The sequence below is a fragment of the Plantactinospora sp. ZYX-F-223 genome (assembly GCF_039649625.1).
In the GTDB taxonomy this organism is placed as follows: Bacteria; Actinomycetota; Actinomycetes; order Mycobacteriales; family Micromonosporaceae; genus Plantactinospora.
The window spans coordinates 161226-185957 of sequence record NZ_JBDJAV010000016.1; the positions used below are offsets into that span (position 1 = coordinate 161226).

26 protein-coding genes are annotated in these 24732 nt (G+C 71.6%); 17 read left to right on the top strand and 9 right to left on the bottom strand.

Annotation, left to right across the window (positions count from 1 at the left end):
• Positions 1-161 precede the first annotated feature (161 nt).
• Positions 162-1181 (top strand): winged helix-turn-helix domain-containing protein, encoded by a 1020-nt coding sequence (locus AAH979_RS18270; protein WP_346259315.1) that lies wholly within the window; start codon positions 162-164, stop codon positions 1179-1181.
• A gap of 17 nt (positions 1182-1198) precedes the next feature.
• Here AAH979_RS18270 and AAH979_RS18275 read toward each other — a convergent pair whose 3' ends face one another.
• A complete protein-coding gene (locus AAH979_RS18275) occupies positions 1199-2368 on the bottom strand; it encodes a coenzyme F420-0:L-glutamate ligase (RefSeq protein ID WP_346259316.1) in 1170 nt (389 codons plus the stop codon).
• A complete protein-coding gene (cofD, locus tag AAH979_RS18280; RefSeq protein WP_346259317.1) occupies positions 2365-3327 on the bottom strand; it encodes a 2-phospho-L-lactate transferase in 963 nt (320 codons plus the stop codon). The genes AAH979_RS18275 and cofD overlap by 4 nt, the downstream gene beginning before the upstream one ends.
• 99 nt (positions 3328-3426) lie before the next feature.
• On the opposite strand from cofD, the gene AAH979_RS18285 reads away from it, so the two are divergent.
• From AAH979_RS18285 to AAH979_RS18295, 3 genes are all read left to right on the top strand, one after another.
• Positions 3427-4512 (top strand): hypothetical protein, encoded by a 1086-nt coding sequence (locus AAH979_RS18285; protein WP_346259318.1) that lies wholly within the window; start codon positions 3427-3429, stop codon positions 4510-4512.
• Between the two features lie 134 nt (positions 4513-4646).
• Positions 4647-7154: a bifunctional FO biosynthesis protein CofGH gene (locus AAH979_RS18290; protein WP_346259319.1), complete on the top strand. Its 2508-nt coding sequence runs from the start codon at positions 4647-4649 to the stop codon at positions 7152-7154.
• 348 nt (positions 7155-7502) lie between these two features.
• Entirely contained in the window at positions 7503-7760 is a 258-nt protein-coding gene (locus AAH979_RS18295; protein ID WP_101367926.1) for a WhiB family transcriptional regulator, read from the top strand.
• An 86-nt stretch (positions 7761-7846) separates the two neighbouring features.
• Here the strand turns inward: AAH979_RS18295 and AAH979_RS18300 are convergent, their stop codons facing one another.
• Positions 7847-8296, bottom strand: coding sequence for a metallopeptidase family protein (locus AAH979_RS18300; protein WP_101367925.1), 450 nt, complete (start codon positions 8294-8296; stop codon positions 7847-7849).
• Positions 8297-8478: 182 nt separating this feature from the next.
• Between AAH979_RS18300 and AAH979_RS18305 the strand changes: the two genes are divergently transcribed.
• A complete protein-coding gene (locus AAH979_RS18305; RefSeq protein WP_346259320.1) occupies positions 8479-8847 on the top strand; it encodes a DUF3499 domain-containing protein in 369 nt (122 codons plus the stop codon).
• Positions 8848-8856: 9 nt separating this feature from the next.
• Here the strand turns inward: AAH979_RS18305 and AAH979_RS18310 are convergent, their stop codons facing one another.
• Entirely contained in the window at positions 8857-9504 is a 648-nt protein-coding gene (locus AAH979_RS18310) for a CatB-related O-acetyltransferase (protein WP_346259321.1), read from the bottom strand.
• A gap of 460 nt (positions 9505-9964) precedes the next feature.
• Here AAH979_RS18310 and AAH979_RS18315 point away from each other — a divergent pair, with 460 nt between their 5' ends.
• Positions 9965-10732 carry a helix-turn-helix transcriptional regulator gene (locus tag AAH979_RS18315; RefSeq protein ID WP_346259322.1) on the top strand — a complete coding sequence of 256 codons (768 nt, stop codon included), beginning with the start codon at positions 9965-9967 and terminating at the stop codon, positions 10730-10732.
• Positions 10723-10911, top strand: coding sequence for a DUF397 domain-containing protein (locus tag AAH979_RS18320; RefSeq protein WP_346259323.1), 189 nt, complete (start codon positions 10723-10725; stop codon positions 10909-10911). Before AAH979_RS18315 ends, AAH979_RS18320 begins: the two co-directional genes overlap by 10 nt.
• A 72-nt stretch (positions 10912-10983) precedes the next feature.
• On the opposite strand, the gene AAH979_RS18325 is transcribed toward AAH979_RS18320, so the two are convergent.
• Positions 10984-12216 (bottom strand): discoidin domain-containing protein, encoded by a 1233-nt coding sequence (locus AAH979_RS18325; RefSeq protein ID WP_346259324.1) that lies wholly within the window; start codon positions 12214-12216, stop codon positions 10984-10986.
• A gap of 153 nt (positions 12217-12369) precedes the next feature.
• On the opposite strand from AAH979_RS18325, the gene AAH979_RS18330 reads away from it, so the two are divergent.
• Genes AAH979_RS18330 through AAH979_RS18350 form a run of 5 tightly spaced genes read left to right on the top strand, consistent with a single transcriptional unit; the run spans position 12370 to position 17411 of the window.
• Positions 12370-13563, top strand: coding sequence for a spermidine/putrescine ABC transporter substrate-binding protein (locus AAH979_RS18330; protein WP_346259325.1), 1194 nt, complete (start codon positions 12370-12372; stop codon positions 13561-13563).
• A gap of 5 nt (positions 13564-13568) precedes the next feature.
• On the top strand, positions 13569-14699 hold the full coding sequence (locus tag AAH979_RS18335; RefSeq protein ID WP_346259326.1) for an ABC transporter ATP-binding protein: 1131 nt from the start codon (positions 13569-13571) through the stop codon (positions 14697-14699).
• A complete protein-coding gene (locus AAH979_RS18340; protein WP_346259327.1) occupies positions 14696-15553 on the top strand; it encodes an ABC transporter permease in 858 nt (285 codons plus the stop codon). The genes AAH979_RS18335 and AAH979_RS18340 overlap by 4 nt, the downstream gene beginning before the upstream one ends.
• Before the next feature lie 2 nt (positions 15554-15555).
• A complete protein-coding gene (locus tag AAH979_RS18345) occupies positions 15556-16359 on the top strand; it encodes an ABC transporter permease (protein ID WP_346259328.1) in 804 nt (267 codons plus the stop codon).
• A gap of 11 nt (positions 16360-16370) precedes the next feature.
• The gene (locus AAH979_RS18350) at positions 16371-17411 is read left to right on the top strand and encodes an aldo/keto reductase family protein (protein ID WP_346259329.1); all 1041 of its coding nucleotides are present in this window, start codon (positions 16371-16373) and stop codon (positions 17409-17411) included.
• 75 nt (positions 17412-17486) lie between these two features.
• On the opposite strand, the gene AAH979_RS18355 is transcribed toward AAH979_RS18350, so the two are convergent.
• Positions 17487-18398 (bottom strand): GNAT family N-acetyltransferase, encoded by a 912-nt coding sequence (locus AAH979_RS18355; protein ID WP_346259330.1) that lies wholly within the window; start codon positions 18396-18398, stop codon positions 17487-17489.
• Positions 18399-18552: 154 nt separating this feature from the next.
• Between AAH979_RS18355 and AAH979_RS18360 the strand changes: the two genes are divergently transcribed.
• A complete protein-coding gene (locus tag AAH979_RS18360) occupies positions 18553-19236 on the top strand; it encodes an epimerase (protein WP_346259331.1) in 684 nt (227 codons plus the stop codon).
• Positions 19237-19274: 38 nt separating this feature from the next.
• On the opposite strand, the gene AAH979_RS18365 is transcribed toward AAH979_RS18360, so the two are convergent.
• Entirely contained in the window at positions 19275-19634 is a 360-nt protein-coding gene (locus tag AAH979_RS18365; RefSeq protein ID WP_346259332.1) for an immunity 51 family protein, read from the bottom strand.
• Between the two features lie 122 nt (positions 19635-19756).
• Between AAH979_RS18365 and AAH979_RS18370 the strand changes: the two genes are divergently transcribed.
• Positions 19757-20518 (top strand): hypothetical protein, encoded by a 762-nt coding sequence (locus tag AAH979_RS18370; protein ID WP_346259333.1) that lies wholly within the window; start codon positions 19757-19759, stop codon positions 20516-20518.
• Between the two features lie 145 nt (positions 20519-20663).
• On the opposite strand, the gene AAH979_RS18375 is transcribed toward AAH979_RS18370, so the two are convergent.
• Entirely contained in the window at positions 20664-22079 is a 1416-nt protein-coding gene (locus AAH979_RS18375) for a PrsW family glutamic-type intramembrane protease (protein ID WP_346259334.1), read from the bottom strand.
• 134 nt (positions 22080-22213) lie between these two features.
• Positions 22214-22648 (bottom strand): hypothetical protein, encoded by a 435-nt coding sequence (locus AAH979_RS18380; protein WP_346259335.1) that lies wholly within the window; start codon positions 22646-22648, stop codon positions 22214-22216.
• Between the two features lie 151 nt (positions 22649-22799).
• On the opposite strand from AAH979_RS18380, the gene AAH979_RS18385 reads away from it, so the two are divergent.
• From AAH979_RS18385 to AAH979_RS18395, 3 genes are read left to right on the top strand one after another with little or no spacing between them, the layout of a single operon-like run.
• Positions 22800-24089, top strand: coding sequence for a C2 family cysteine protease (locus AAH979_RS18385; protein WP_346259336.1), 1290 nt, complete (start codon positions 22800-22802; stop codon positions 24087-24089).
• Between the two features lie 8 nt (positions 24090-24097).
• A complete protein-coding gene (locus AAH979_RS18390; RefSeq protein WP_346259337.1) occupies positions 24098-24364 on the top strand; it encodes a DUF6406 domain-containing protein in 267 nt (88 codons plus the stop codon).
• Positions 24365-24386: 22 nt separating this feature from the next.
• On the top strand, positions 24387-24713 hold the full coding sequence (locus AAH979_RS18395; protein ID WP_346259338.1) for a hypothetical protein: 327 nt from the start codon (positions 24387-24389) through the stop codon (positions 24711-24713).
• Positions 24714-24732 lie beyond the last annotated feature (19 nt).

A 24732-nucleotide genomic window follows, 5' to 3' on the forward strand; every position in this document is an offset into this window, starting at 1 on the left:
GAACGCCGGTGACCCCGGTATCGGCCTAGTGAGCATGCCCGCTGGCTCCGCCGGCCGTCGAGGTCTTTCAGCCCACGCTGAAAGACGCTGATAGATGGCACCCGGTAGAGTGCGACTGGTTGCCGGGCATACCCCATCCGGCGATTCGGGGAGTGCGTGCCATGCTGCGGATCGTCTTCTCCAGCGAGGACATCGCCCGGACCCGGGTCGCCCCCGCCGCGGACCAGGTCTGGGAGCTGGTCCTCAGCCTGCACCTGTTGCAGGGGCGCAGCCGGGATCCGATGATGGCGGGCTGGCGGCGGGGCGTCTTCGGCGGGCTCCGCCGGGACACCGCACCGGGGCAGTTGCGGCTGCTGCTCGCCCTCAACCCGCCCCGCGGCTACTTCCCCGACTTCCTGACCCCCTACCACAGCATGTACGGCCTGGCGGCCGGGCTGGACGCCGTACGCTCCACGCCGGTCAACGCGCTGGAGCGCGACCTGAACGTACTGGCCGGGGAGAGCCCGCTGCCGCTACCCAGTACCGCCAGCGCGCTGGCCCGGGGCGAAGTCGAGGTGCTGGAGCACCTCACCGACTCGATGCGGATCTACCAGGCGACCGCGATCGAGCCGTACTGGGACCGGATCCAGGCGGCGGTGGAGGCGGACCGGGCACGGCGGGCCCGGGCCCTGCTCGACGGCGGGACGGAAGGGCTGCTGGCCAGTCTCCGTCCGGCGATGCGCTGGGATTCCGGGGTGCTGGAGGTACCGGACTATCCGGCCGACCGGGAGCTGCACCTCGACGGGCGTGGGCTGCTGCTGGTGCCGTCGTTCTTCTGCGCCCGGATGCCCGTGACCCTGCTCGACCCCGAGCTGCCCCCGGTCCTGGTCTATCCGGTAGACCGGTTGGGTGGGCTGACACCGGCACCGGGTGAGGGCGCCGGTCCGGCACCGGCGGCCGGTGGGGAGGAGAGCCGGGTGGCGCTGGCCGCGCTGATCGGGAAGACCCGGGCCCGGGTGCTGGAGGTGGTCGGTGACGGCTGCTCGACCGGCGAGGTGGCCCGCCGGCTGAACATCTCGGCGGCGGCCGCGAGCCAGCACACCACCGTGCTGCGCAACGCCGGACTGCTGGTCAGCCACCGCGACCGCAACACCGTGCTGCACAGCCTGACCCCGCTGGGCCGGGCGATGCTGACCGGCTGAACAGCCGGCCGGGGCGGTCAGAGCCCGGTGGTGGGACCCGGCGGGGTGCCGACCAGCAGGGTCGACCCGATCGCACCGGAGGATGCCGGCAGTACGGCGGAGCCGAGGCCCTCGGCGGCCAGCGCGGCCCGCAGCCGGTGCAGGTCGGCGCCGAACCGGATCAGCACACCGGGGTCGGTGCCGGGCGGACCGGGTGGCGCGCAGTCGAGCAGGACGCCGCTCCGGTACGCCTGGGGCGGTGCCGACTCGCCGAGCCGGTCGCGTACCCGTCGCTCGTCGGTGACCAGCGTCCAGACCGTGCCGGGCGCGACGACCCCGGCGACGGTGCGCAGGGCCCGGTCCACCGCCGCCCGGACCAGCCCGGCGTCGGCGCCGTCCAGCACCGCCGGCACCACGGACGGGACCGGCCCGCCGGCCGTCGACTCGGCCAGGGTGGCGGCGGCGCGCAGCCCGTCGACCCGTGCCTCGGCGGTGCCGAGGGCGAACAGGTCGTGCTCGGCGTCCCGGACCAGCGCCGCCGCGCCGCGCCCGTCGTCCGGATCGGCGGCACCGAGATAGCCCCGGACCACCGCGACCGGCACCTGGTCACACTTGCCCTTGACCAGCTCGCCCGCGCCGGCCAACTCGTCGACCACGGCCATCTGGGTGATGTTGAGCTTGTTGCCGTACGGGTCGACCTCGCCGCGGTGGTCGCGGACCGCCGGCATCCCGGCGACCCCCAGCGCCACGTCGGTGAGGCCGTTGCGCCACGGCCGGCCCATGGTGTCCGAGATGATCACCGCCACGTCGGCGCCGTGCCGCTCCCGGATCGCGGCCCGCAGCGCCCGGGCGGAGGCGTCCGGATCCTTCGGCAGCAGCACCAGCCGGGAACGGTCCACGTTGGAGGCGTCGATCCCGGCGGAGGCCATCACGAAGCCGTGGTGGGTCTGGACGATCCGGGTCGAGCCGCGCCGGGCCACCGGGCGGGCGGTCTCGCCGGCCAGCACCTCGGCCCGGGCCGCCTCCCGCTCCGGCCCGTCGACCGGTACGTCGACCAGCCGGCCCTCCGCCTTGGAGACAATCTTGCTGGTCACCACCAGCACGTCGCCGTCCCGCAGCCAGGGCGCGGCGGTCGCGATCAGCGCCGACAGGTCGTCGCCCTCGGTGACGTCGCCGATGCCGAGCACCGGCAGCACCTCAAGTCTCATCCCAGCTCCACGGCGGTCCGGACCATGGTCGCGGTCGCCGCCTCGTCGGTCATCCACAGCGGGGCCGCCCGCACGGTCACCCCCTCGACCTCGGTCCCGGCGTCGGTGCTGTCCACCAGCCAGGCGTCCAGGATGCCACCGGCCGACCGGGCGCCGTAGAGCCCACCCACCCCGGCCGCGGTGCAGGGCACCCCGAGCACCGCCAGGCAGCGGTCGGCCATCCCGCGTACCGGGGCGCCGCCGATGATCGGCGACACCCCGATCACCGGCGCGGAGCCGGCGACCAGCGCGTCCCGCAGTTCCGGCACGGCGAGCACCGGCGCGATGCTCACCACGGGGTTGCTCGGGGCGAGCAGCACCAGGTCCGCGCCGGCCAGCGCGTCGAGCACCCCGGCCGCCGGCTTGGCCGCCTCCGCGCCCACGAAGACGAAGCGGGAGGTGGGCAGCTCGCCCCGGTGGCGTACCCACCACTCCTGGAAGTGGATCGCCCGCTGGGCGTCCGGGGTGTCCCCGGCGGGGTCGCGCACCACGACGTGGGTCTCCAGCCAGTCGTCGGTGGCGGGCAGCAGGCGTACCCCGGGCTGCCAGCGGGCGCAGAGCGCCTCGGTGACCGCCGAGAGGGGGTAGCCGGCGTTCAGCATGGTGGTCCGGACCAGGTGGGTCGCCACGTCCCGGTCGCCGAGCCCGAACCAGGTCGGCTCCGCGCCGTACGCGGCGAGTTCCTCCTTGACGGTCCAGGTCTCGTCGGCCCGGCCCCAGCCCCGTTCCCGGTCCGCCCCGCCGCCGAGGGTGTACATGACGCTGTCCAGGTCCGGGCAGATCTTCAGGCCGTGTAGGACGACGTCGTCGCCGACGTTGACCACCGCGGTCACCTCGGCGCCGACCTGACGGGCGTACGCGCGGACGCCGGTCAGGAAGCGGGCACCGCCGATGCCCCCGGTCAATACCACGATGCGCATGGCTTCCATCCTCGCCCATCCGCTCCGGACAGGCGGCGGGCGGGCCGGCCGACTAGGCTCAGGCGACGCAGGAGTCCCGTCACCGTCTGAGGGGGAGAGTTGACCAGCCAGCCCGGGCCCGCGCCGAGCGACGCGCCGCAGGCCAGTTCGATAACCAAGCCGCTGCGCGAGCTGATCGCGCTGGTGCTCCTCGGGGCGAACGCCCTCTTCCTGTTCAGCGGTCTGATCGAGCTGTTCTTCGGCGGTTGGGAGGGCTCCGACTTCGGCGACCGCTCGCTGAGCTCCTTCTACGCCTTCATCGGCCTGGAGCAGGTGGCGCTGCCGGTGCTCGCGGTACTGCTCGCCACCCACCTCCAACCGGTGGTCGGGCTGGCCCGGGTGATCACGCTGGTGGCGCTCGTCGAGTACGCCGTCTCGGTGCTGTTCGGCGGGATCACCCTGCTCGCCGGGATCTTCGGGCTGCTGGCCGAGACACAGTTCCGGCAGGCGTTCACCCGGACCCTGGTCTTCGTCGGGGCGTACGTGATCCTGCTGGCGGTGGCCTTCCTGGTCTTCCGGGTGTGGCGGGCGCTCTTCCACGTGTCCAAGCCCAAGCCCCAGCCCGGCCTCTACGGCCAGCCCCAGCCGTACGCCCAGCCCGGCGCCTATGGCCAGCCGGGTGCCTATGGCCAGCCGAGCGCCTACGGCCAGCCGGGTGCGTACGGCCAGCCGGGTGCTCCGTACCAGGGCCACCCGCCCGCCGGCCAGGCCGAGCCGCACGTCTACGGCCAGCCCGTGGTCTACGGCCAGCCGACCGACTACGCCCCGCCCGCCGGCTACGGCCAGCCCGGGTACGCCCCGCCGGTGCCGTCCTCCGCGCCACCGGCGTCGGCCCCGCCCGCGCCGTCGTCCGCTCCGCCGGCACCCGCCTCCGCGCCCCCGGCGGCGCCGCGCGCCGAGTCGCCGTCCGCCCCGTCGGTCGGTGCGGTCCCGTCGGTCGGGTCGGCGCCGTCGGTCGGCGCCACCCCGTCGGACGCGGCATCGCCGGCGGCGGACGAGGAGGAGACAGGGCGGACCCAGGTGATCCCGCAGCGGCCGCCGGTCGCCGACCGTACCCAGCGGATCAACCCGGCCAGCCAGCAGCCGTCGGCCGGCGCCCAGCCACCGCCGGCGGACCGGGACGACGACCCGACCCAGCCGCGCTGAGGCCGACCGCGACGGCGACCCGGTGCCGGGCGGCGCCGGCTCGACCGGGGCTGTGACAGGTGCCACGCGGGTTCCGGCGTCGGCGGTGGGTCCGGCAGGCGCGGTCCGGCCGGCGTTGCGCCTAGGCTGCACGAGTGGCTGATGGGACTGACCAACCGACTGTCGCGAGTCTGCGCCGGGCGCTGCGCCGGGCGGCCGACGGCCGGGCCCTCGACCCGGACGAGGCGGCCGCGCTGCTCGCCGCGCGCGGCGAGTTCCTCGACGAACTGCTGGCGGTCGCCGGCCGGATCCGGGACGCCGGGCTGGCCGACGCCGGCCGGCCGGGCGTGGTCACCTTCTCCAAGAAGGTCTTCGTCCCGCTGACCCGGCTCTGCCGGGACCGCTGCCACTACTGCACCTTCGCCACCGTGCCGCACCGGCTGCCCGCCCCCTACCTGGAGCGGGACGAGGTACTCGCGATCGCGGCGGCCGGTGCCGCGCAGGGCTGCAAGGAGGCCCTGTTCACCCTCGGGGACCGGCCGGAGGAGCGCTGGCCGCAGGCCCGGCAGTGGCTGACCGAGCGGGGCTTCGACTCGACACTGGACTACGTCCGGGCGTGCGCGATCGCGGTGCTGGAGGAGACCGGCCTGCTGCCGCACCTCAACCCCGGTGTGCTCTCCTGGGCCGAGCTGCAACGGCTCAAGCCGGTGGCGCCGAGCATGGGGATGATGCTGGAGACCACTGCCACCCGGCTCTGGGCCGAGCCAGGTGGGCCGCACTACGGCTCGCCGGACAAGGAGCCGGCGGTCCGGCTGCGGGTGCTGGCCGACGCCGGTCGGGTCGGCGTGCCGTTCACCACCGGCATCCTGATCGGGATCGGTGAGACGCCCGCCGAGCGGGTCGACTCGATCTTCGCCATCCGGCGCAGCGCCCGGGAGTACGGCCACGTCCAGGAAGTGATCGTGCAGAACTTCCGGGCCAAGCCGGACACCGCGATGCGCGGCATGCCCGACGCCGAGCTGCACGAGCTGGCCGCCACCGTGGCGGTGGCCCGGATCCTGCTCGGGCCAGGTGCCCGCATCCAGGCACCGCCGAACCTGATCGAGGGGGAGTACGACCTGCTGCTGCGGGCCGGCATCGACGACTGGGGCGGGGTGTCGCCGGTGACCCCGGACCACGTCAACCCGGAGCGCCCCTGGCCGCACCTGGACGAGCTGGCCGCGCGTACCGCCGCCGCCGGGTTCACCCTGCGGGAGCGGCTGACCGTCTACCCCGAGTACGTCCGGCGGGCCGACCCGTGGCTGGATCCCCGGCTCGCCGCGCACGTCGCCGCGCTCGCCGACCCGGCGACCGGGCTGGCGGTCGAGTCGGCCCGGCCGGTCGGCCGCGCATGGCAGGAGCCGGACGCCGCCTTCGTGCCGGGTGGCCGTACCGACCTGCACACCACGATCGACACCACCGGCCGGAGCGCCGACCGGCGCGGCGACTTCGACTCCGTCTACGGCGACTGGGCGGAGGTCGGCGCGAAGCTCCCGACCGCCGCCCCCGCCGCCTCCGGCACCGAGTTGCGGGCCGGGCTGCGGCTGGCCGCCGAGGATCCCGCCGCGCTGCTGGAGCCCCGGCACGAGGCGGCGGCGCTGGCCCTCTTCGCCGCCGACGGGGCGGCCCTGGACGAGCTGTGCCGGATCGCCGACGACGTACGCCGGGACGCCGTCGGCGACGACGTGACGTACGTGGTCAACCGCAACATCAACTTCTCCAACGTCTGCTACGTGGGCTGCCGGTTCTGCGCGTTCGCCCAGCGGGAGCGGGACGCCGACGCCTACCGGCTCTCGGTGGAGCAGGTCGCCGACCGGGCCGAGCAGGCGTGGGCGGCCGGCGCCACCGAGGTCTGCATGCAGGGCGGCATCGACCCCAAGCTGCCGGTCACCGCGTACGCCGACCTGGTGCGGGCGATCAAGGCCCGGGTGCCGGGCATGCACGTGCACGCGTACTCGCCGATGGAGATCGTCACCGGGGCGGCCAAGGCGGGTGTGTCGATCCGGGACTGGCTGACCGAGCTGCGCGACGCGGGGCTGGACACCATCCCGGGCACCGCCGCCGAGATCCTCGACGACGAGGTGCGCTGGGTGCTCACCAAGGGCAAACTGCCGGCAGCCACCTGGGTCGAGGTGGTCGGCACCGCGCACGAGCTGGGCATCCGGTCCAGCTCCACGATGATGTACGGCCACGTCGACCACCCCCGGCAGTGGCTCGGCCATTTCCGGGTACTGGCCGGGTTGCAGGACCGGACCGGTGGCTTCACCGAGTTCGTGGCGCTGCCGTTCGTGCACACCAACGCACCGATCTATCTCGCCGGCATCGCCCGCCCCGGTCCCACCTGGCGGGAAAATCGCGTGGTGCACGCCATGGCCCGGCTGCTGCTGCACGGCCGGATCGACAACATCCAGTGCTCCTGGGTCAAGCTCGGCGATTCCGGTACCGCTGAGCTGCTCCGGAGCGGCTGTAACGATCTCGGTGGCACGCTGATGGAGGAGACGATCTCCCGGATGGCTGGTTCCGACCACGGCTCGGCGCGTACGGTGGCCCAGCTCGAACGGATCGCGGCCGCCGCCGGCCGGCGGGCCCGGCCCCGGACGACCGTCTACGGGTACGCCGGCTGACCCTTCCGTCCGTCCCGCCGCAGGCTCGCCGGGACGGTTCGTCATGGGCGCGCCGGGCGCGCCACGCCGGATATCCGACGCAACTCGCCGTGCGGGCGTTACCCGCACCGGGTCTGAATCGATAGGGCAGGTGTTGCGAGACCCGATGGCTCCCAGAGTCGTCCGGGCACGCGGTAGGGGTGACTCCACTTAGCAGGTTCGGCTTGACGACGCACGTATAACACACGTGTAATTTCAGTGGGGTCGTTCGTACGGAGCGCATCAAATCGCTACCGGACGGACAAACACGCCTTCCGCGTGGGGGGTTGCGCCGGCTGCCGCGCCGGTGCGCGATAAGGAGGCAACTGGATGGACGGCCGACTCGAGGTGGCCGACCTGCTCGGAAATGCTCCGGAGTGGCAAGAGCGAGCGCTCTGCTCGCAGACCGATCCGGAGGCGTTCTTTCCCGAGAAGGGCGGCTCGACCCGCGAGGCGAAGCGGATCTGCTCCCGGTGCGAGGTCAAGGCCGAGTGTCTGGAATACGCACTCGGGCACGACGAACGGTTCGGGATCTGGGGCGGGTTGTCCGAACGCGAACGGCGCAAGTTGAAGCGTCGCGTCGCCTGAGCGGCCGCGCCCGGGTGGTGGGGGCCGCCCGGGTCAGGCCAGCCTCGTCGGGATCGACGTGTGGCCGCCTGTCGGGGGGACGGGGCTCAGGCCAGTTCGTCGGGATCGACGCCGAGCAGGTTCGCGACCTGCTCGATGATCACGTCGTGCACCAGGTCGGCGAGATCCTCGCGGTCTATCGCGCGGAACTCCAGGGGGCGGCGGTAGAGCACGATCCGGGGCGGCACCTCTTGGCGTCCGGGGCGCCCGGGCAGCAGCCGGGCCAGCGGGACCTCACCGTCCTCGAGTACGTCCGAGTCGTAGACGTTCAGGTCCGGCGGTACGTCCTCGACCGCGAACTCGACTCCGGCCAGTTCCTTGGCGAACCGCCGCTCCAGGGTCTCCACGGTGTCCAGGACCAGGTCGTCGAAGATCTCCGATTTGGTACGGGCCAGCGGGACGGTGGCCGGAACGAGCCGACCTCGCAGCCCGCGCCCGTGCCGGTCCCGGTGCGACCGGCGCCCGGATCCCGGCCGGCGGTTCTCCGGACTGGTCATCTGCACCCCGCTTCACTCGTCGTGGACGACCGCCCACGACGACAGGGTAGACCTGGTCCGATCAAGATCGGCTCGGGGATTCGGTCGTGTCGGAGCGGGCCGCCCGGAATGTGATCACCCTTACCGGCGTGTCGCATGCCCAAGCGTGGTGGCGGAGCCGGTAATGGAGATACCGTGCCGCCGTGAGGTCACCACGGCGTTGCTCCCGCAACGGCTGCCCCCGACAGGCCGTAGCCACGCTGACCTATGTCTACAACGAGTCCACAGCCGTGGTGGGCCCGCTGGCGGCCTTCGCCGAGCCGCACACCTACGACCTCTGCGAGCCGCACGCCCGAAGCCTGACCGCACCCCGGGGCTGGGACGTGGTCCGGCACGAGGGCGAGTTCGAGCCGCCCCCGCCGACCACCGACGATCTGGTGGCGCTCGCCGAGGCGGTCCGCGAGGCAGCCCGCCCGGCGCCGCCCCGCCCGGACGAGATCGAGAGCGACCAGCATCCCGGTCAGCAGACCGGACGGCGGGGGCACCTCCGGGTCATCCCGCCCAGCTACTGACCGAATCGGTTACCGGGTTCCGGGTGCCACGGCCGCCAGCTCGGCCACGCTGCCGGCCATGATCGTGCGTACGTGTGCGGTTATTTGCTCCAGCGGCCAGTCCCACCAGGCCAGCGCCAGCAGCCGGGCGACGTCCTCGTGGCCGTACCGGCGGCGGATCAGTCGGGCCGGGTTGCCGCCGACGATGCCGTAGTCGGGTACGTCGTCGACCACCACCGAACCGGAGGCGACGATCGCCCCGCTGCCGATCCGGACCCCGGGCATCACCATCGCCTGGTAGCCGAACCAGACGTCGTGGCCGACCACCGTGTCGCCCCGGCCGGGCAGGCCCGTGATCAGGTCGAAGTGCTCGGCCCAGGAGCCGCCCATGATCGGGAACGGGAAGGTCGACGGGCCGTCCATCCGGTGGTTAGCGCCGTTCATGACGAACCGGGTGCCCTCGCCCAGCGCGCAGAACTTCCCGATGACCAGCCGCTCCGGCCCGTAGTGGTAGAGCACGTTGCGGGTCTCGAACGCGGTCGGATCGTCCGGGTCGTCGTAGTAGGTGAACTCCCCGACCTCGATCAACGGGGAGGTGACCAGCGGTTTCAGCAGCACTACCCGAGGCTGCCCGGGCACCGGGTGCAGCACGGTCGGGTCGGCGGGAATCCCCGGCATGACGGATCAGCTCCTACGGCGAAGGCGGGTCGGGCGAGGGCGGGTCGGGTGGCGGCGGAGCCGGGTGGCGGGCCGTCGTCGGCTGCCCGGCTGGCAGGCATCTCTCTCTCGGCGGTGATACCACCGAGTCATCATGATGACTCGGTGGTATCACGCTCGTCTGGCATATATGCCGGCCAGCGGCCCTGTGTCGGATCGGCGGGTGGCGGCCCGACGCCGATCGGCGGGCGGCCCTGGGGAGCCTGGTCGGTGTCGGCCACGTGTGGACACTTCGGGACGTCCTGGTGACCTTTTCGATGCGAGCTACAGATCCCGAATCGCCGAGATGATGCGGTGCGTGTGTGCCGAGTTTGAGTAGTTCAAAGCCTTTTCTGGGCAGTTGGCCGTGTCGGGCGGACATAGATGTGCATCGTCGATATGTTGGCCCGGACGATCCGACCTCTCGAAAGGCGGCCCGGCGATGAACGAGGTGCTACGGCTGGCGATGGCGACGGCGGGGGAGACCGCCGAGTCCCTGGCCGAACAGGTGGGTGTGGACCCGAAGACCGCCGGGCGGTGGCTCTCGCCCGGCCGCGTCCCGCACCCCCGGACCCGGGTGGCGGTGGCCGCCATCCTCGGCCGGGAGCCGGCCGAGCTGTGGCCCGACCCGTTCCGGCGCCGGGACATGCCGTGGTTCCGGCCGTGGGCCGAGGTCGAGAAGGAAGCCATCGCGCTGCGGTCGTACCAGCCGCTGATCGTGCCGGGGCTGCTCCAGACCGAGGGGTACGCCCGGGCGATGCTGCGGGTCGGCGGGCTGCTCCCGGCCGACCAGGTGGAGCAGATCGTGGCCAGCCGGCTGAAGCGGCAGGAGATCCTGACCGGCGACAAGCCGCCGCAGCTCGTCGCGGTGCTCGACGAGGTGGTGCTGCGCCGGCTGCTCGGCGACCCGGCGGTGATGCGGGAGCAGTTGACCCACCTGGCGGCGGTGGCCGAGAAGCCACACGTACAGGTCCGGGTGATCCCGGCGGACGTGCCGTGGCACACCGGGCTGGCCGGGCCGTTCGTGCTGGCCCGGCTCGACGACGGGATCGAGCTGGCCTATCTGGACAACCAGCTACGTGGCCAGATCCTCAACGATCGATCCGACATTGCTAGCCTGGGAAAGCGGTGGGAGAGCCTCACCGGTGAGGCGCTGCCCCGCCGACCGTCGATCGACCTGATCAGGGAAGTGGCGAAGACATGGACATGACCGGCGCCCGGTGGCGCACCGCCAGTCGGAGCAGCAACAACGGCGGAGACTGCGTGGAGGTGGCGGACAACCTGCCCGGCCGGGTGCTGGTGCGGGACAGCAAGGACCGCGACGGCGGCACGCTGAGCTTCGGCCCGGCCGCGTGGCGCGCGTTCGTCGGACTGGCCAAGCACCGCTGACCCGTACCCGGGGATCGAAGTCCGGTCGGGCGCCGGGGCGCCGGGCTGCCTCCGGGCCGTCCGCCGCGCCGGCTACGGCCACACCGCGAGTTCGTACAGTTGGGTCACCCCTCTGCCGTTCGCTTGGGACAGCCGGAGGTACCTGGCGTCGATTCCGGGCGGCAGGGTGACCGCCAGGAAACGCGGCTCGCCGGCGTCGGCCCGTCGCGACCAGGTGATTCCGTCGTCACTCGTCTCGATCACGACCGGGCTCGAAACCGACAAGCGATGCGCGAACACCGCCGCGATCGGACGGCGGACGCCAAGGTCGATCTGCACGAAGGTGTTGGCACGGCAGGGTTCCGCCGACTCAGTCGCCCGAGGGCTCGGCGAGGTGCCGGAGCCGCTCCTTTCCAAGCACGACCGGAGGCGATAGGGCCGCCCGTACCTGCCGTCGGTCAGGGAACACGGTACGAGGGGTTCCGGCTCACCGCGGCGGCCGGCGACCGCGCATCCCGCGCCGCGGGACTGAGGCGGTTCGAGGGCTCCGACCAGGCCGACGCGCTGACTGTCGTACTGCGTGGTGAACTCCGTGCCGTCGTCCGTGACCTTGAGGGTGGCGGTGACGTGGAGGTGGCCGCGTAGATCCCCGATCGCCCGTGCGTCCAACGATCCGCCCGGCTTGACGCCGTCGGCGACCCACACCACGTCGTTGCCTTCGGTGCCGGAGGTCGCGGTGACCGTGTACCTCGGGGGTTTCCGGTTCTTCGGACCCGGACGGTCCGACCAGTCGAAGCTGACCCTGCTGGAGTCTGGCCGGACGACCAGGTCCGCCGGCTCCCAGAAGGTGAGCGGGGGAACGGTGATGGCAGTGCGACGGACCTTGAACCGGGCCTGGACGGCCGGCCCGCTGGCGGTCTCGCCCTCGCCCGGAAGCCGGGCGCTGATCGCCATCGTCGATGCGGTGTTGAACGTTCCCCGGGTATCCCGGCCGGTGAGCCGGAACGTGTAGGTGCCGGTACTGTCGGTCGTTGTCTTTCGGGCGTCCTTGCACAGGTCGACGGCCTCGGCGAGGCAGAGGAGTCCAAGACTCGTGACGGTGGCCAGGAGGCCGCCGATGACCTCTCCCGCGTCGGGTTCCTTGAGCAACATGACGCTCACCCCGGTCGCGGGTGCGCCGTCGGCCCGGGTCAGCCGCCCGGAGATGGTCACCTCGGCGTCGTCCGGAACGCTGCTGCTGGTGGTGGTGCAACCCGCGACGAGCAGGGCGACCAGGGTGGCAACGGTGAACGACCGGCGGAGACGGGCGGGGCGGCAGGGGTGCATGGCGGGATCGTATATACCAGCGCACACCCGCGTGAGGCGTCGTACGGGCGCATGTCAGGATCTGCGTCTGAATGGATCTCCCGCGACGCCTCCGGCCAGCGGGTCGACCCGTAGGCCCCCGCCCCTCGGCACACGAACCCGGAGGAGCCGCACATGCGTGATCGCCCGCATCCCCTGCCGCCGCGGCTGCCCCGGCGGACGCTGCTGCGCGGCGTGGCCGGCTCGGCGGCGCTGCTGGCGACGACCACGCTGTCCGGCTGCGGCACCAGGGGGGCCCGGCAGACCGAGGCGAGCTGCGCCAGCGAGGACCTCTCCGGCACCGAGAAGACGCTGGTCTTCTCGAACTGGCCGCAGTATCTGGACGTGGCCGAGGACGACGAGTCGAAGCGGCCGACCCTGGAGGCGTTCCAGCGGCGCTCCGGCATCCAGGTCAGCTACACCGAGGACATCAACGACAACAACGAGTTCTTCGGCAAGATCCGTAACCAGCTCGCCGCGTGCCAGCCGATCGGCCGGGACATCATCGTGCTCAGCGACTGGATGGCGGCCCGGGTGATCAACCTCGGCTGGGTGCAGCGGCTCGACGCGGGCCGGCTGCCGCACGTCGGCCGCAACCTGCTGACCTCGCTGCGAAACCGCTCCTACGACCCCGACAACGTGCTCGCCATCCCGTGGCAGTCCGGGCTGGCTGGGCTGGCCTACAACGGCCGGGTCACCGGCGAGGTGCGTACCGTGGACGAGCTGCTGACCCGGCCGGACCTGAAGGGCCGGGTGACCGCGCTGGCCGAGATGCGGGACACCATGGGGCTGCTGTTGGCCGCCGGCGGGCACGACCCGGCGAACTTCACCCCGGCCCAGTTCGACGAGGCACTGGAGAAGCTGCGCCGGGCCGTCAAGAGCGGGCAGATCCGCCGGTTCACCGGCAACGACTACGCCGCCGAACTGGCCAGGGGCGACATCGCCGCCTGCGTCGCCTGGTCCGGCGACGTCATCCAGCTCGCCGCCGAGGACGCCCGGGTACGCTTCGTCGCCCCCGACTCCGGGGTGATGCTCTACTCCGACAACATGCTGGTGCCGAACCGGGCCACCCACCGGGCCAACGCCGAGGCGCTGATGGACTACTACTACGAGCCGGCCGTGGCCGCCCAGCTCGCCGCGTACGTGAACTACATCTGCCCGGTGCAGGGTGCGCAGGCCGAGATGGAGAAGATCGACCCGGAGTTGGCGACCAATCCGCTGATCTTCCCCGACGCGGCACTACAGGCCCGGTCGAAGGTGTTCATGTCGCTGGACGAGGCCCGGGAACGCGAGTACGAGTCGAAGTTCCAGCAGGTCATCGGGGGTTGACGCCGATGGTCGTCGAGGAGCCGTCCGGGGCGCTGCGGCTGGTCGGACTCAGCAAGCGATTCGGCGCCGTCACCGCCGTGGACCGGCTCGACCTGACCGTACCGGCCGGCTCGTACTTCGCCCTGCTCGGGCCCTCCGGCTGCGGCAAGACCACCACGCTGCGGATGGTGGCCGGGCTGACCGAGCCGACCGGCGGCCGGATCCTGCTCGGCGACGAGGAGATCACCCGGCTGCGGCCGTACCGCCGGCCGGTGAACACGGTGTTCCAGAGCTACGCGCTCTTTCCGCACCTGGACGTGTTCTCCAACGTCGCGTTCGGGTTGCGGCGGCGACGCGTACCGGACGTGGCCGGGCAGGTGCGCCGGATGCTGTCGCTGGTGCAGCTCGACGGGTACGAGCGGCACCGGCCGGACCAGCTCTCCGGCGGGCAGCAGCAGCGGGTGGCGCTGGCCCGGGCCCTGGTCAACCGGCCCCGGGTGCTGCTGCTGGACGAGCCGCTCGGCGCGCTCGACCTGGCGCTGCGCCGCCGGATGCAGGGCGAACTGCGGCGGCTGCGCGCCGAGGTCGGCGGCACCTTCGTGCACGTCACACACGACCAGGAGGAGGCGATGACCCTGGCCGACACGGTGGCGGTGCTGAACGCCGGCCGGGTCGAGCAGCTCGGCCCCCCGGCCGAGCTGTACGAGTTCCCGGCCACCGCCTTCGTGGCCACCTTCCTGGGCCGGTCCAACCTGCTCGCCGGCACGGTGACCGGGCGCGGTGGCGACGACCTGCTGGTCGAGGCGTACGGGCGGCGCTTCTCGGTGCCGTCGGCCCGGGCCAGGGTCGACTCCGGTGCGGCGCTGCTCGGGGTACGGCCGGAGAAGGTGCGGCTGGCCGGCACGCCGGAGCAGGTGCCGGCCGGGCACCAGTGGCTGGACGGGACGGTCGGCGATGTCGGCTACCTCGGGGTCGGCACCGAGTACTCGGTGCGGAGCGCTGCCGGGGTCGAGCTGTCGGTCTTCGCCGCCGCCGACGGGGAGTCGGCCCGGATCCCGGTCGGCACCCCGGTGGTCGCGCACTGGCATCCCCGGCACGCCTTCCTGCTCGACGGCGGGACGGCCACGGTCCCGGCGGTGCGGGCGGGGCGGGAGTGAGCCGGTCCGGGCGCGGCCGGGCGGTGCCGTACCTGCTGGTGCTGCCCGGGCTGCTCTGGCTGGTGCTCTTCTTCCTGGCCCCGGCGGTGCAGCTCGGCGCGACCAGCCTCTACGACCCGGCCGGCTCGCTGACCACCGGGTACGCGATGACCTGGTCGTGGCGCAACTACCCGGACGCGCTGGCGGCGTACGGCGGGCAGCTCGGCCGCTCCTTCGGGTACGCCGGGCTGGCGACCCTGCTGGCGCTGCTGCTCGGCTATCCGCTCGCGTACGTGATCGCGCTGCGCGCCGGGCGCTGGCAGCACCTGCTGCTGGTCTGCGTGGTGGCGCCGATGTTCACCAGCTTCCTGGTCCGGACGCTGGCCTGGAAGACCATCCTCGCCGACGGCGGTGCCGTGGTCGGGCTGCTGCGCGCGGCGCACCTGCTCGCCCCGGACGGCCGGCTGCTCGCCACGCCGGTCGCGGTGGTCACCAGCCTGACCTACTGCTACCTGCCGTTCATGGTGCTGCCGCTCTACGCCAGCCTCCAGCGGCTCGACCCCCGACTGCTGGAGGCGGCCGGTGACCTCTTCGCCCGGCCGGCCCAGGTGTTCCGGCGGGTCACCCTGCCGCTGTCGATGCCCGGGGTGGTGGCCGGCACGCTGCTCACCTTCATCCCGGCCACCGGCGACTACATCAGCGCCGAACTGCTCGGCACCCCCAACGAATACATGATCGGCAACGTGATCGACGCGGCCTTCCTGGTCCGGCTGGACTATCCGCAGGGCGCCGCCCTGTCGGTGCTGCTGATGGTGGCGATCCTGGTGCTGGTGGTCGGCTGGCTGCGCCGGGCCGGGGCTGCGGAGGTGCGGTAGCGGTGGGGGGCAGGTTCGGGCGGTTCGTCGCCGACCACTGGGTGCTGGCGGTCGCCGCGCTGGTGCTCGGCTATCTGCTGCTGCCGGTCGCGGTGGTGGCCGGGCTGTCGTTCAACCAGCCCTCCAGCCGGCTGTCGTACGACTTCGCCGAGTTCACCCTGGACAACTGGCGGGACCCGTGCGCCGGCCCGGGGATGTGCGCGGCGGTGCTGCGCAGCGTACAGATCGGGTTCGTGGCCACGGCGATCTCCACCGTGCTCGGCACGCTGATGGCGTTCGCGCTGGTCCGACACCGGTTCCGGGGGCGGGCCGCGGTCAACGTGCTGGTGCTGGCCCCGGTCGCCACCCCGGAGGTGGTACTCGGCACCTCGCTGCTCGCCCTGCTCGTCGCCGCCGGGATACCGCAGGGCTTCTGGACCGTGGTGATCGCGCACGTGATGTTCTGCGTCTCGTTCGTGGTGGTCACCGTCCGGGCCCGGTTGTCCGGAATGGACACCCGGATGGAGGAGGCGGCGATGGACCTGTACGCCACCGAGTGGCAGGCGTTCCGCCGGGTCACCCTGCCGCTGGTGCTGCCCGGCATCGTGGCCGCCGCACTGCTCGCCTTCTCGCTCTCCTTCGACGACTTCGTCGTGACCAACTTCAACTCCGGCACCACCGTCACCTTCCCGATGTACGTCTGGGGAGCCAGCCAGCGTGGCATCCCGCCCCAGGTGAACGTGGTCGGCACCGCGATGTTCGCGGTCGCGCTGCTGATGCTGGCCGCCAGCCGCCTCGGCCGGCGGAGTACCCGCCGCTCTGGTTAGGCTGGGCCGCCATGGAGCACCGTCATCTCGGCCGCAGCGGCCTGCTGGTCAGCGAGATCACCTACGGGAACTGGCTCACCCACGGCGAACTGGTGGCGAGAGAGGCGGCGCTGAGCTGCGTACGGGCCGCGCTGGATGCCGGGATCACCACCTTCGACACCGCCGACGTCTACGCCCGGGGCGCCGCCGAGGAACTGCTCGGCGAGGCGCTGCGCGGAGTACGCCGGGAGTCGGTGGAGATCGCCACAAAGGTCTGCCTGCCGGTCGGCGACGGCCCCAACGACCGGGGCCTGTCCCGCAAGCACGTGCGGGAGTCCTGCCACGCCTCGCTGCGCCGGCTCGGCACCGACTACGTCGACCTCTACCAGGCGCACCGCTTCGACGACCGGACACCGCTGGCGGAGACCTTGCTCGCCTTCGAGGAGTTGGTCCGGCAGGGCAAGGTGCTCTACGTCGGCGTCTCGGAGTGGACGGCGGCGCAGATCCGGGCCGCGCTGGAGGTCGCCGCCGAACTCGGGCTGCGTAACCGGATCGTCGCCAACCAGCCGCAGTACAACATGCTCTGGCGGGTGATCGAGCCCGAGGTGGTGCCGCTGTGCGAAGCGGAGGGGATCGGCCAGATCGCCTTCCAGCCGCTCGCCCAGGGGGTGCTGACCGGCAAGTACCGGCCCGGCCAGGCTCCGCCGGAGGGTTCCCGGGCGGCCAGCGGCGGCCGGGCGCCGACGTTCATCCGGCGGGTACTCGGTGACCGGCTGCTCCAGCAGGTCCAGGAGCTGCGCCCGATCGCCGACGAGGCCGGCCTCTCGATGGCCCAGCTCGCGATCGCCTGGACGCTGCGGCGGCCCGCCGTCAGTACCGCACTGATCGGGGCGTCCCGCCCGGAACAGGTCACCGAGAACGCGGCGGCGGCCGGGGTACGCCTCGACGACGCGCTGATGCGCCGGATCGACGAGACGCTGGGCGACCTGGTCGAGACCGACGCCGGCAAGACCGCGCAGATGATGGCGGTCAAACCCGACTGGGCCGCCCCGGCACCGGCGCCCGCCGGATAACCCGCCGCCGGACTGCGGCACCGGACAGGGCCGCCGCCGGACAGCGATGCCGGACAGCCTGGTGCCGCCCCGACGTCATGCGACGAGTTCGCGGACCGTCCGGGTCACCGTGCTGAACCCGGTGGCGGCGAGGAAGGCGAGGTAGTCGGCGTGGTCGGCGTCGGCGTAGTCGAGCAGCCGGGTCACCTCGCCCAGCCGGAGCCAGGCGGCGGCCTGGCCGAGCAGCCAGCCGCCGATTCCCTGCCGCCGGTGCGCCTCGGCGACCCATAACTCCCCGACGTCCGCCCAGCCGCCGAGCCGGGACATCCGGGTTCCGGTGTCCAGGTTGGTGTCCACCTCCACGAAGCCGAGCACGGCCTCGTCCCGTACCGCCGAGATCCGGGTGCCGTTGCCGCCGACGGTCCGGACCGGGGCCAGCCCGGCCAGGGGTGGCGGGCCGGACCGCAGCAGGTCGGCGACGTCGGCCACCAGCACGACTTCGGTACGCCCCTCGGCGCGGAACCCGGCCCGCCGGTAGATCGCGGCGACGTGCGGCCACTGCTCGGGTACGCCGTACACCCCGGGGGCCGGCAGGGCGCCGTCGGCGTACCGGGGGTTGGCGTTCCAGCGGGCGAACTGGGCGAGGCAGGCGGCGGCGAGCAGGTCACCGGCCTCCGACGCGTCCGGCCAGTACGGCGCCTCCGGCCAGCAGACCAGCCAGCGGATCTCACCGGCACCCCGGTACCGCTCCGCCACGTCCTCGTCGCGCCGGTAACGCAGCAGCAGTGCCGCCGCCACGATCCGGCCGCGCTGCTCGGCGACCAGGGCCACCCGCTCAGCCACCCACGGGTCGACGACGAACTCGCCGGGCTCCCGTTCGAGTTGGCTGAGCAAGCCCTGCACCGACACGGAGACGTTGGGGAGCACGGCACCGATGTGCGCGTTGACCAGGGCGGTGACCTGTTCCCGGTCGGAGCGGACGAACCGGCGTACCGAAATGGACGACATGCGGACCTCCACGCGTGGACACGACGCGAACTGGGAGAACCCGCCACCGGTGCGGTACGCCGACCAGGATATCAAGCACGGCGGGCCGTACCCTCGATCCGTGGGCGGCGCTCGGCGGCCCGGCGCAGCACCCGACGGCCCGGAGAGGCACGGCATGAAGGTCATCCTGTTCGGCGCGACCGGCATGGTGGGACAGGGCGTGCTTCGCGAGTGTCTGCGCGACTCCCGGGTCGGCAGCGTGCTCGCGGTCGTCCGCACCCCGACCGGACAGCGGGACCCGAAGCTGCGTGAGCTGGTCTGGACCGACTTCCTCGACTTCACCGGTGCGGCGGAGGAATTCGCCGGGGCCGACGCCTGCTTCTTCTGCCTCGGGGTTTCCTCGTTCCGGATGAGCGAGGCCGACTACACCCGGGTCACCTACGACGTCACGATGGCCGCCGCCCGAGCGTTGGCGGACGCCAGTCCCGGGCTGACCTTCGGCTACGTCTCCGGGCAGGGCGCGGACAGCACCGAGCGGGGCCGCATCATGTGGGCCCGGGTCAAGGGCCGGACCGAGAACGAGCTGCTCCGGCTGCTGCCGAACGCCTACGCCTTCCGGCCCGGCTTCATCCAGCCGCTGCACGGCATCCGGTCCAAGACGCGGTTGTACCGGGCCCTCTACGCGATGGTCGCGCCGCTCGCGCCGGCACTGCGGCGGGCGTTTCCGCGTGCCGTCACCACCACCGAGCAGATCGGGCTGGCGATGCTCGGCGTCGCCGAACGCGGCTATCCCCGGCGGGTGCTGGAAAACCGGGACCTGACCACCTTCGGCGACCGGCCGGGCGGCGCACGGGCGTAACGGGCACGGGGCTATCGGGCCTGGGCCGACGGGACGGCTCAGTCGAACCAGTCGGGGTCGGCCGCCCGGATCAGCGTGGCCAGCTTCGCCCGGTCGTGGAAGGCGGCCTGGAGCAGCCCGCCCAGTTGCCGCAGGGCATCCGGGTCGGTGCCGTAGGCGACGAAGGTGCCCGCCTCCGGGTCGTAGCGCAGCCGGTCGGCGAGCTCGGGGGCGTCGCTGCGCACCACCGACCTGGCCACCGCCGTCCAGTCGTAGCCGTTGCCGACCTGCCCGTCGGCCTCGAAGACGTCGGAAACGTCGACCATGCTGGAGTCGCTGAGCATCAGGCAGTAGTTGCCGGGGTTGTGGTCGTACTCGAAGAACTTGAGCGGGCTGAAGGAGTTGTCGGCCTCGGTCACGCCAGGATCCTAGACGAGTAGTTCCGTGGGGACCTGGCTGATGACCCGACTGGCCGATGAACGCCCGGATGCCGCACCCGACGCCGATGACAGCGGCCAGCGATCTTTGACACAATCGCCGAATGACACTGCCACCCCGGCCGGCTGCGCCTGAGCCTTCTGATGAGGTTCCGCAGGACGCCGAGGTCGAGGCGCCACCGACACCGAAGCGCAAAACCGCAATCATCGTCGGCGTGATCGCCGCGGTGCTGATGCTGTGCCTCTGCGGAGGATGCCTGGTCGTGGTGGGCGCCGTGACAATCTCCAGTCGCGCGGGTACTCCCGAGGCGGGCACTATCCCCTACTCGGCCGCGCCAATAGAGGCGTCACCATCGAGGACAACCACTCGCCCCACGCCGACCCCAGATCCCACCCGCGAAGCGTTCGAGGACATCTCGGCCGGCGACTGTCTGGACGCATACATGGACCCGTACGACGCCAGCGAGTGGAGCGAGGACGTGCCGAACGCCGTCGACTGCGACCGCACGGACGCCTACGTGCGGGTGACCAGCGTGGAGGACAGCGCCAGTGACTGCAACTCCGATGCCCTGGACGCGGAAACGTGGTGGAAATACTCCGCCGGAGGGAATGCGATCTACCTCTGCTTGGAGCGTCAACTCCGCGTAGGCGAATGCTTCCTGGCCGAGGTAAGCGAAGAGGATGCGAAACGCGTCGCCATCAGCCGCCACGGCCTGATGACCTCGTGGCAGTGCGGCAAGGGCACCGTCCCCAGGGATTTCGACTACATACTCCAGGTCACCGCGCTCACCAACGGCGACTGCCCAAGAAACTCCCGTTCCTGGGACGACTTCCGCGGTGGCAAGCTGTGCGCCCGGGTCGTCTGAGGAACCTCGGCGCCGAAACGGCGTCGTCCGTTCTCGCCTCAGTAGGGCATTGCGGGAATGGCGCCCATAGCCGACGAGCAGGAACCCGATCCCCGCGATGGCCGGGATGTGATGCTCGCCCGCTGCTACGCCGGGCGGTGCGGGATCAGGGCGTGTCTGCCTTGAGTCGGTGGATCCGTTGCCGCAGCGTCTCTTCGGCCGACGGGGGCTGTAGGTCGCCTCGCTCGCGGCGCCATCGGGCGAACGCCAGGTCCAGCTGTGCGGCGTGTAGGCGTTTCATCCGCGTGTACGCCGCAGGGCTTGTCCACAGTAGGGTGTCCAGCCGCATCCGGAACCGTCGCGGGGCGTCCACCAGCACGGAGACTTCGGCCGGAGTGATGGTGCCCAGCGGGTTGGCCGCTTCGGCCAGCAGTTGCCGGTGCAGCGACCGGGTTTCTTGGCGTAGTGCGATGATGACGAGGAAGAGCAGGACGGCGAAGGCCGGGCCCTTGAGGACGATCAGATTCACCGGCTGCACGACGAACAGCTGGAGCGTCGGATGGTCCGACTCCCAGTAGAAGTGGCCCATCGCGCAGATGTCCCAGACCAGGTGGACGGCGACGGCGAAGGCGAAGCCACTAGCGATGCAGATGGCCCGCCGTCGCCAGCCGGTGAGCTGCGTGGCCAGTCCCACGCCGGCGCCGATGATCCCCGTGTACGTGGCGTGGCTGACCAGCAGCCCGGTGACCTGCCGGTACCAGTGCTGGTAGAGGACGGTGTCGAAGCCCTGTGCCATGTAGAGCACCGACTCGGCGAACTGGAATCCGAGGCCGACGCAGGCGCCGACGACAATGCCGCCGAGCATGCCGTCGATCCGCCGCCAGGCGAGCAGCACGATCGCGGCGACGCCGGCGCCCTTGACGAGTTCTTCCGGGATTGCGGCGGCTGCCGAGTGGGCGATGATCGTCGCGGTGCCGGGCAGCACCTCCGCCGTGATGGCGATGTGCAGCATGACCTCGACCATCTGGGTGAAGTACGAGGCAACGAAGAGTCCCCAGGCGAAGGCGACGAGGACCAGCCACCACGGTGGCTTTCGGTTGCGCTGCAAGCGACGGAACGTCCACAGTCCAAAGAAGGTCGTGGGAATGCTCAGCAACGCGCCCCGCCAGGCGATTCCGATCTCCAGGACAACGGTGAGGACCATGAGGATCGCGGGCACGCCGAACACCACCCCGCTGCCGAGCACGCACGCCAGGAATCGGGTACGCCGGGAGCTGCTTGACGCGAAGACGACGGCGACGGCGACCGCGACGGCGCTCGCGGCGAGCAGGGCGATGCCGATCACCACGAGGTTGATCGCGCCGAGGGTTCGCAGCGAGTTGTCGTCGTCCCGGACGACGGCGATGAGTGCTGCGGCGGCGATGAGCGCCAGCAGGCCCCCGCCGATCGCGACGGCGGCTCCGAGGCGGTCGAGCCGGTACGCCGTCGGATCCTGCGGCGTCGACCCCGGCGCGGGCGGTGTGGGTTGGGCGGGCGCGTGCGGTGCGGACAGCAGCGAGGTGGCGGGCGGCCGCGCGTGCACCGAGGGTGAAGGTGGCGCGTCCCCATGGGCCGGCGCGGCGGGCTCGGCCGGCTGCGCGGTGGGGTCGGCTGAAGCGCCCGGGCCGGCCGGCCCGGGCGCTGCCGGGGGCACCGACGGCCGCGGACCAACTGCGGTCATCGCTCGATCTCCACATGCACCCAGGCGAGCACCTCGACCACCCGGTCGTCCTCGACGGTGGCCAGCACGAACTGGTAGTCGCCGCCGGGCACCGCAGAGGTGGTGCTCAACGGCACCGGACCGCTGCGGAGCTTGCCGAGATCCGGCAGGTCGACGCTGTTGGTCTGGTGGCCGAGCGCGTCGTACCAGGCGGCTCGCACGGCTTTCCGGGGACCGGTGTCGACCGCATTCCCGTCCACCGTGGCAACCGGAATCTGACCTTTCTGGAATACCGTCCGTGAGACTTGCGAGAGGCGGGCGTTCGTTGGGTCGTATGCGTAGAACCGGATCGGCAGGTGAGAGGAGCGTTGCGGCGCGGTCGGCCAGGATACGGCGAGGACGACGGTCGCGGCGACGAGGACGACGGCCGCGACCAGGCCGAGGATCGTCATCACCCGGACTGGCGGGCCGGCCTCCGCTGGCTCAGGTCGGTCTGGCATAACATCTTTCCCCTCACTCCGGTGGGTTACCCTAGCCCAGTCCGATGACGACTGATGCACATGTATGTCAGGTCAATATCGATATCCGGAACCGGGGGCAGCTGTGCTTCTCGACGTGCTGGCCGACGGTGTACCCATCGACTGCGGCGGGATGGCGGACGGCCTGACCGGCTGCTATGGGAAGCTTCCCGCGATTGGCATCGCCGCGGCCGCCGTGATGGCCGGCGCCGCCGTCGTCGGTCCCGCCGTGCTCGCCGTGTTCCTTCCGCAACTCCTCAACGCCATCGCGGGCGTTCCGGTCCACCCGCCGGAAACACCGCACGCGCCAGCCACCCAGGCCGTCGCCCGGACACTGACCGCCGAAACAGCGGAGAGCGCACCGCCGAGCACCGACGTGGCGCAGAAGGGCTCGACAGAGTTCGACCCGGTGGCACAGCCCAACCAACCGGAGCACCCGCCCCGCACGACGCCGGCCGCGGGCCAGCTTGCCCCATCTGCACCAGAGCTCTCGCAGTCCCAACCCGAAGGGGATCTCGACCGGAGCCCGGACGCGCACATCGACAAGCCAGACCTGCCGCAGCCCGATCCGGGGCAGCGTCCGGTGCAGTTCGGTCAGCCGCTCGGCGCGGTATCAGGCAAGCAGCCGCCCCTTTTCGACGGCCCGGTAACCCGCGATCAGGTAGTCCAGGGCGACCTTGGTGACTGCGGAACGCTGGCAACGATCGGCGGGGTAGCCGGGCATCGGCCCAGCGACATCACGTCGGCGATCCAGCAGAATCCTGACGGGACGTACACGGTGACATTGCACAAGGCCTCGTTCCTCGCGCCGGATCGCACCGTGCCCACGGGACAGACACTGGAGCTGACGGTTACGCCGGACGTTCCGGTCTACTCGAGCGACCAGACCCTGTCGGCATATGCCGACCAGACTGAGACTGGCGTCGCATGGGCCTCCATTATGGAAAAGGCGATGGCCGGAGTGGATCAGACGTGGAATGCGCGGCGGGCGGCTCAGAGTTCGCCGGCGCGCGGATATGAGCGCCTCGACGAAGGAACCAACGCAGGGAATCGGGCGGAACTGCTGACCCAGCTCACCGGCCAGCCGGCGGTCGTTCGATCGTTGAATAAGACCCCGGGCAACGAAGCCGCCGCTGCCGCCGAACTACGAGCGTGTCTCGACAATCAGAAGCCGGTGATCATCGGCGTCCCGTCACCACCGCCGGGCGTTGGTCGTCTCCCGCACGATCTCGTCGGTGGCCACGCCTATGAGGTAACGTCGGTAGAGAATGGAATTGTAAAGATGCGTAATCCATGGGGCTTCAAGCACCCGACGCCGATGACGATGCGCGAGTTTCTGGACAACGTGCGCGACGTTTACACGACTTTGGAGTAGGAGCGAAGATGATTGAGTCAGCCGTACTCCGGCACGGTCGCGTGTGCAACCTCGGCGTCGGTCGCGTTGCGGTGCACTTTCTCAGCAACCCGGCGCTGGACGGTGAGCCGGTGCGGGTGGACCTGGTGGTCGTGCCGCGCAACGGCGTCGAGCGGACGTTGACCTTGCGTGAGGGCGAGCAATTCACCGTAGGTGAGACAGCATGGATCTTGGAAGGGGTCGAGAACGCCGGGACGTACGACTACGTGGTCCGGATAGCCCGCGCCGCCGGCTAGAACTCGCGCACCCCAAGGCGGAGTGATCGCCGTCGCTATTCGGCGCGCAGGCCGGTCCAGATCGAAGTCGCCGGGGCTGACCCAGATCAGGATCGGGATATTTGCCGGTATCAGCGCGCCGTCTGGTTGGAATCCGGTGAAGGATCAGATTGGCCCGGAGCCGACAGTGGCGCGGATCACCTACCGCACGCAGGGCGCCGAGCGCCCAGCTCTCAAGGCGAGAACCACAGGCTGCTCGGCGGTCTCCGACCGCCTTCGGGCCCACTTCCGCGCAGGCAAGTTCGGCCATCTGGCACACAACAAGACCGGCGCCCCCGTCACCCGGTCGCTGATCGCCTACGACCACTGATCCATTCGGAACTACTCGT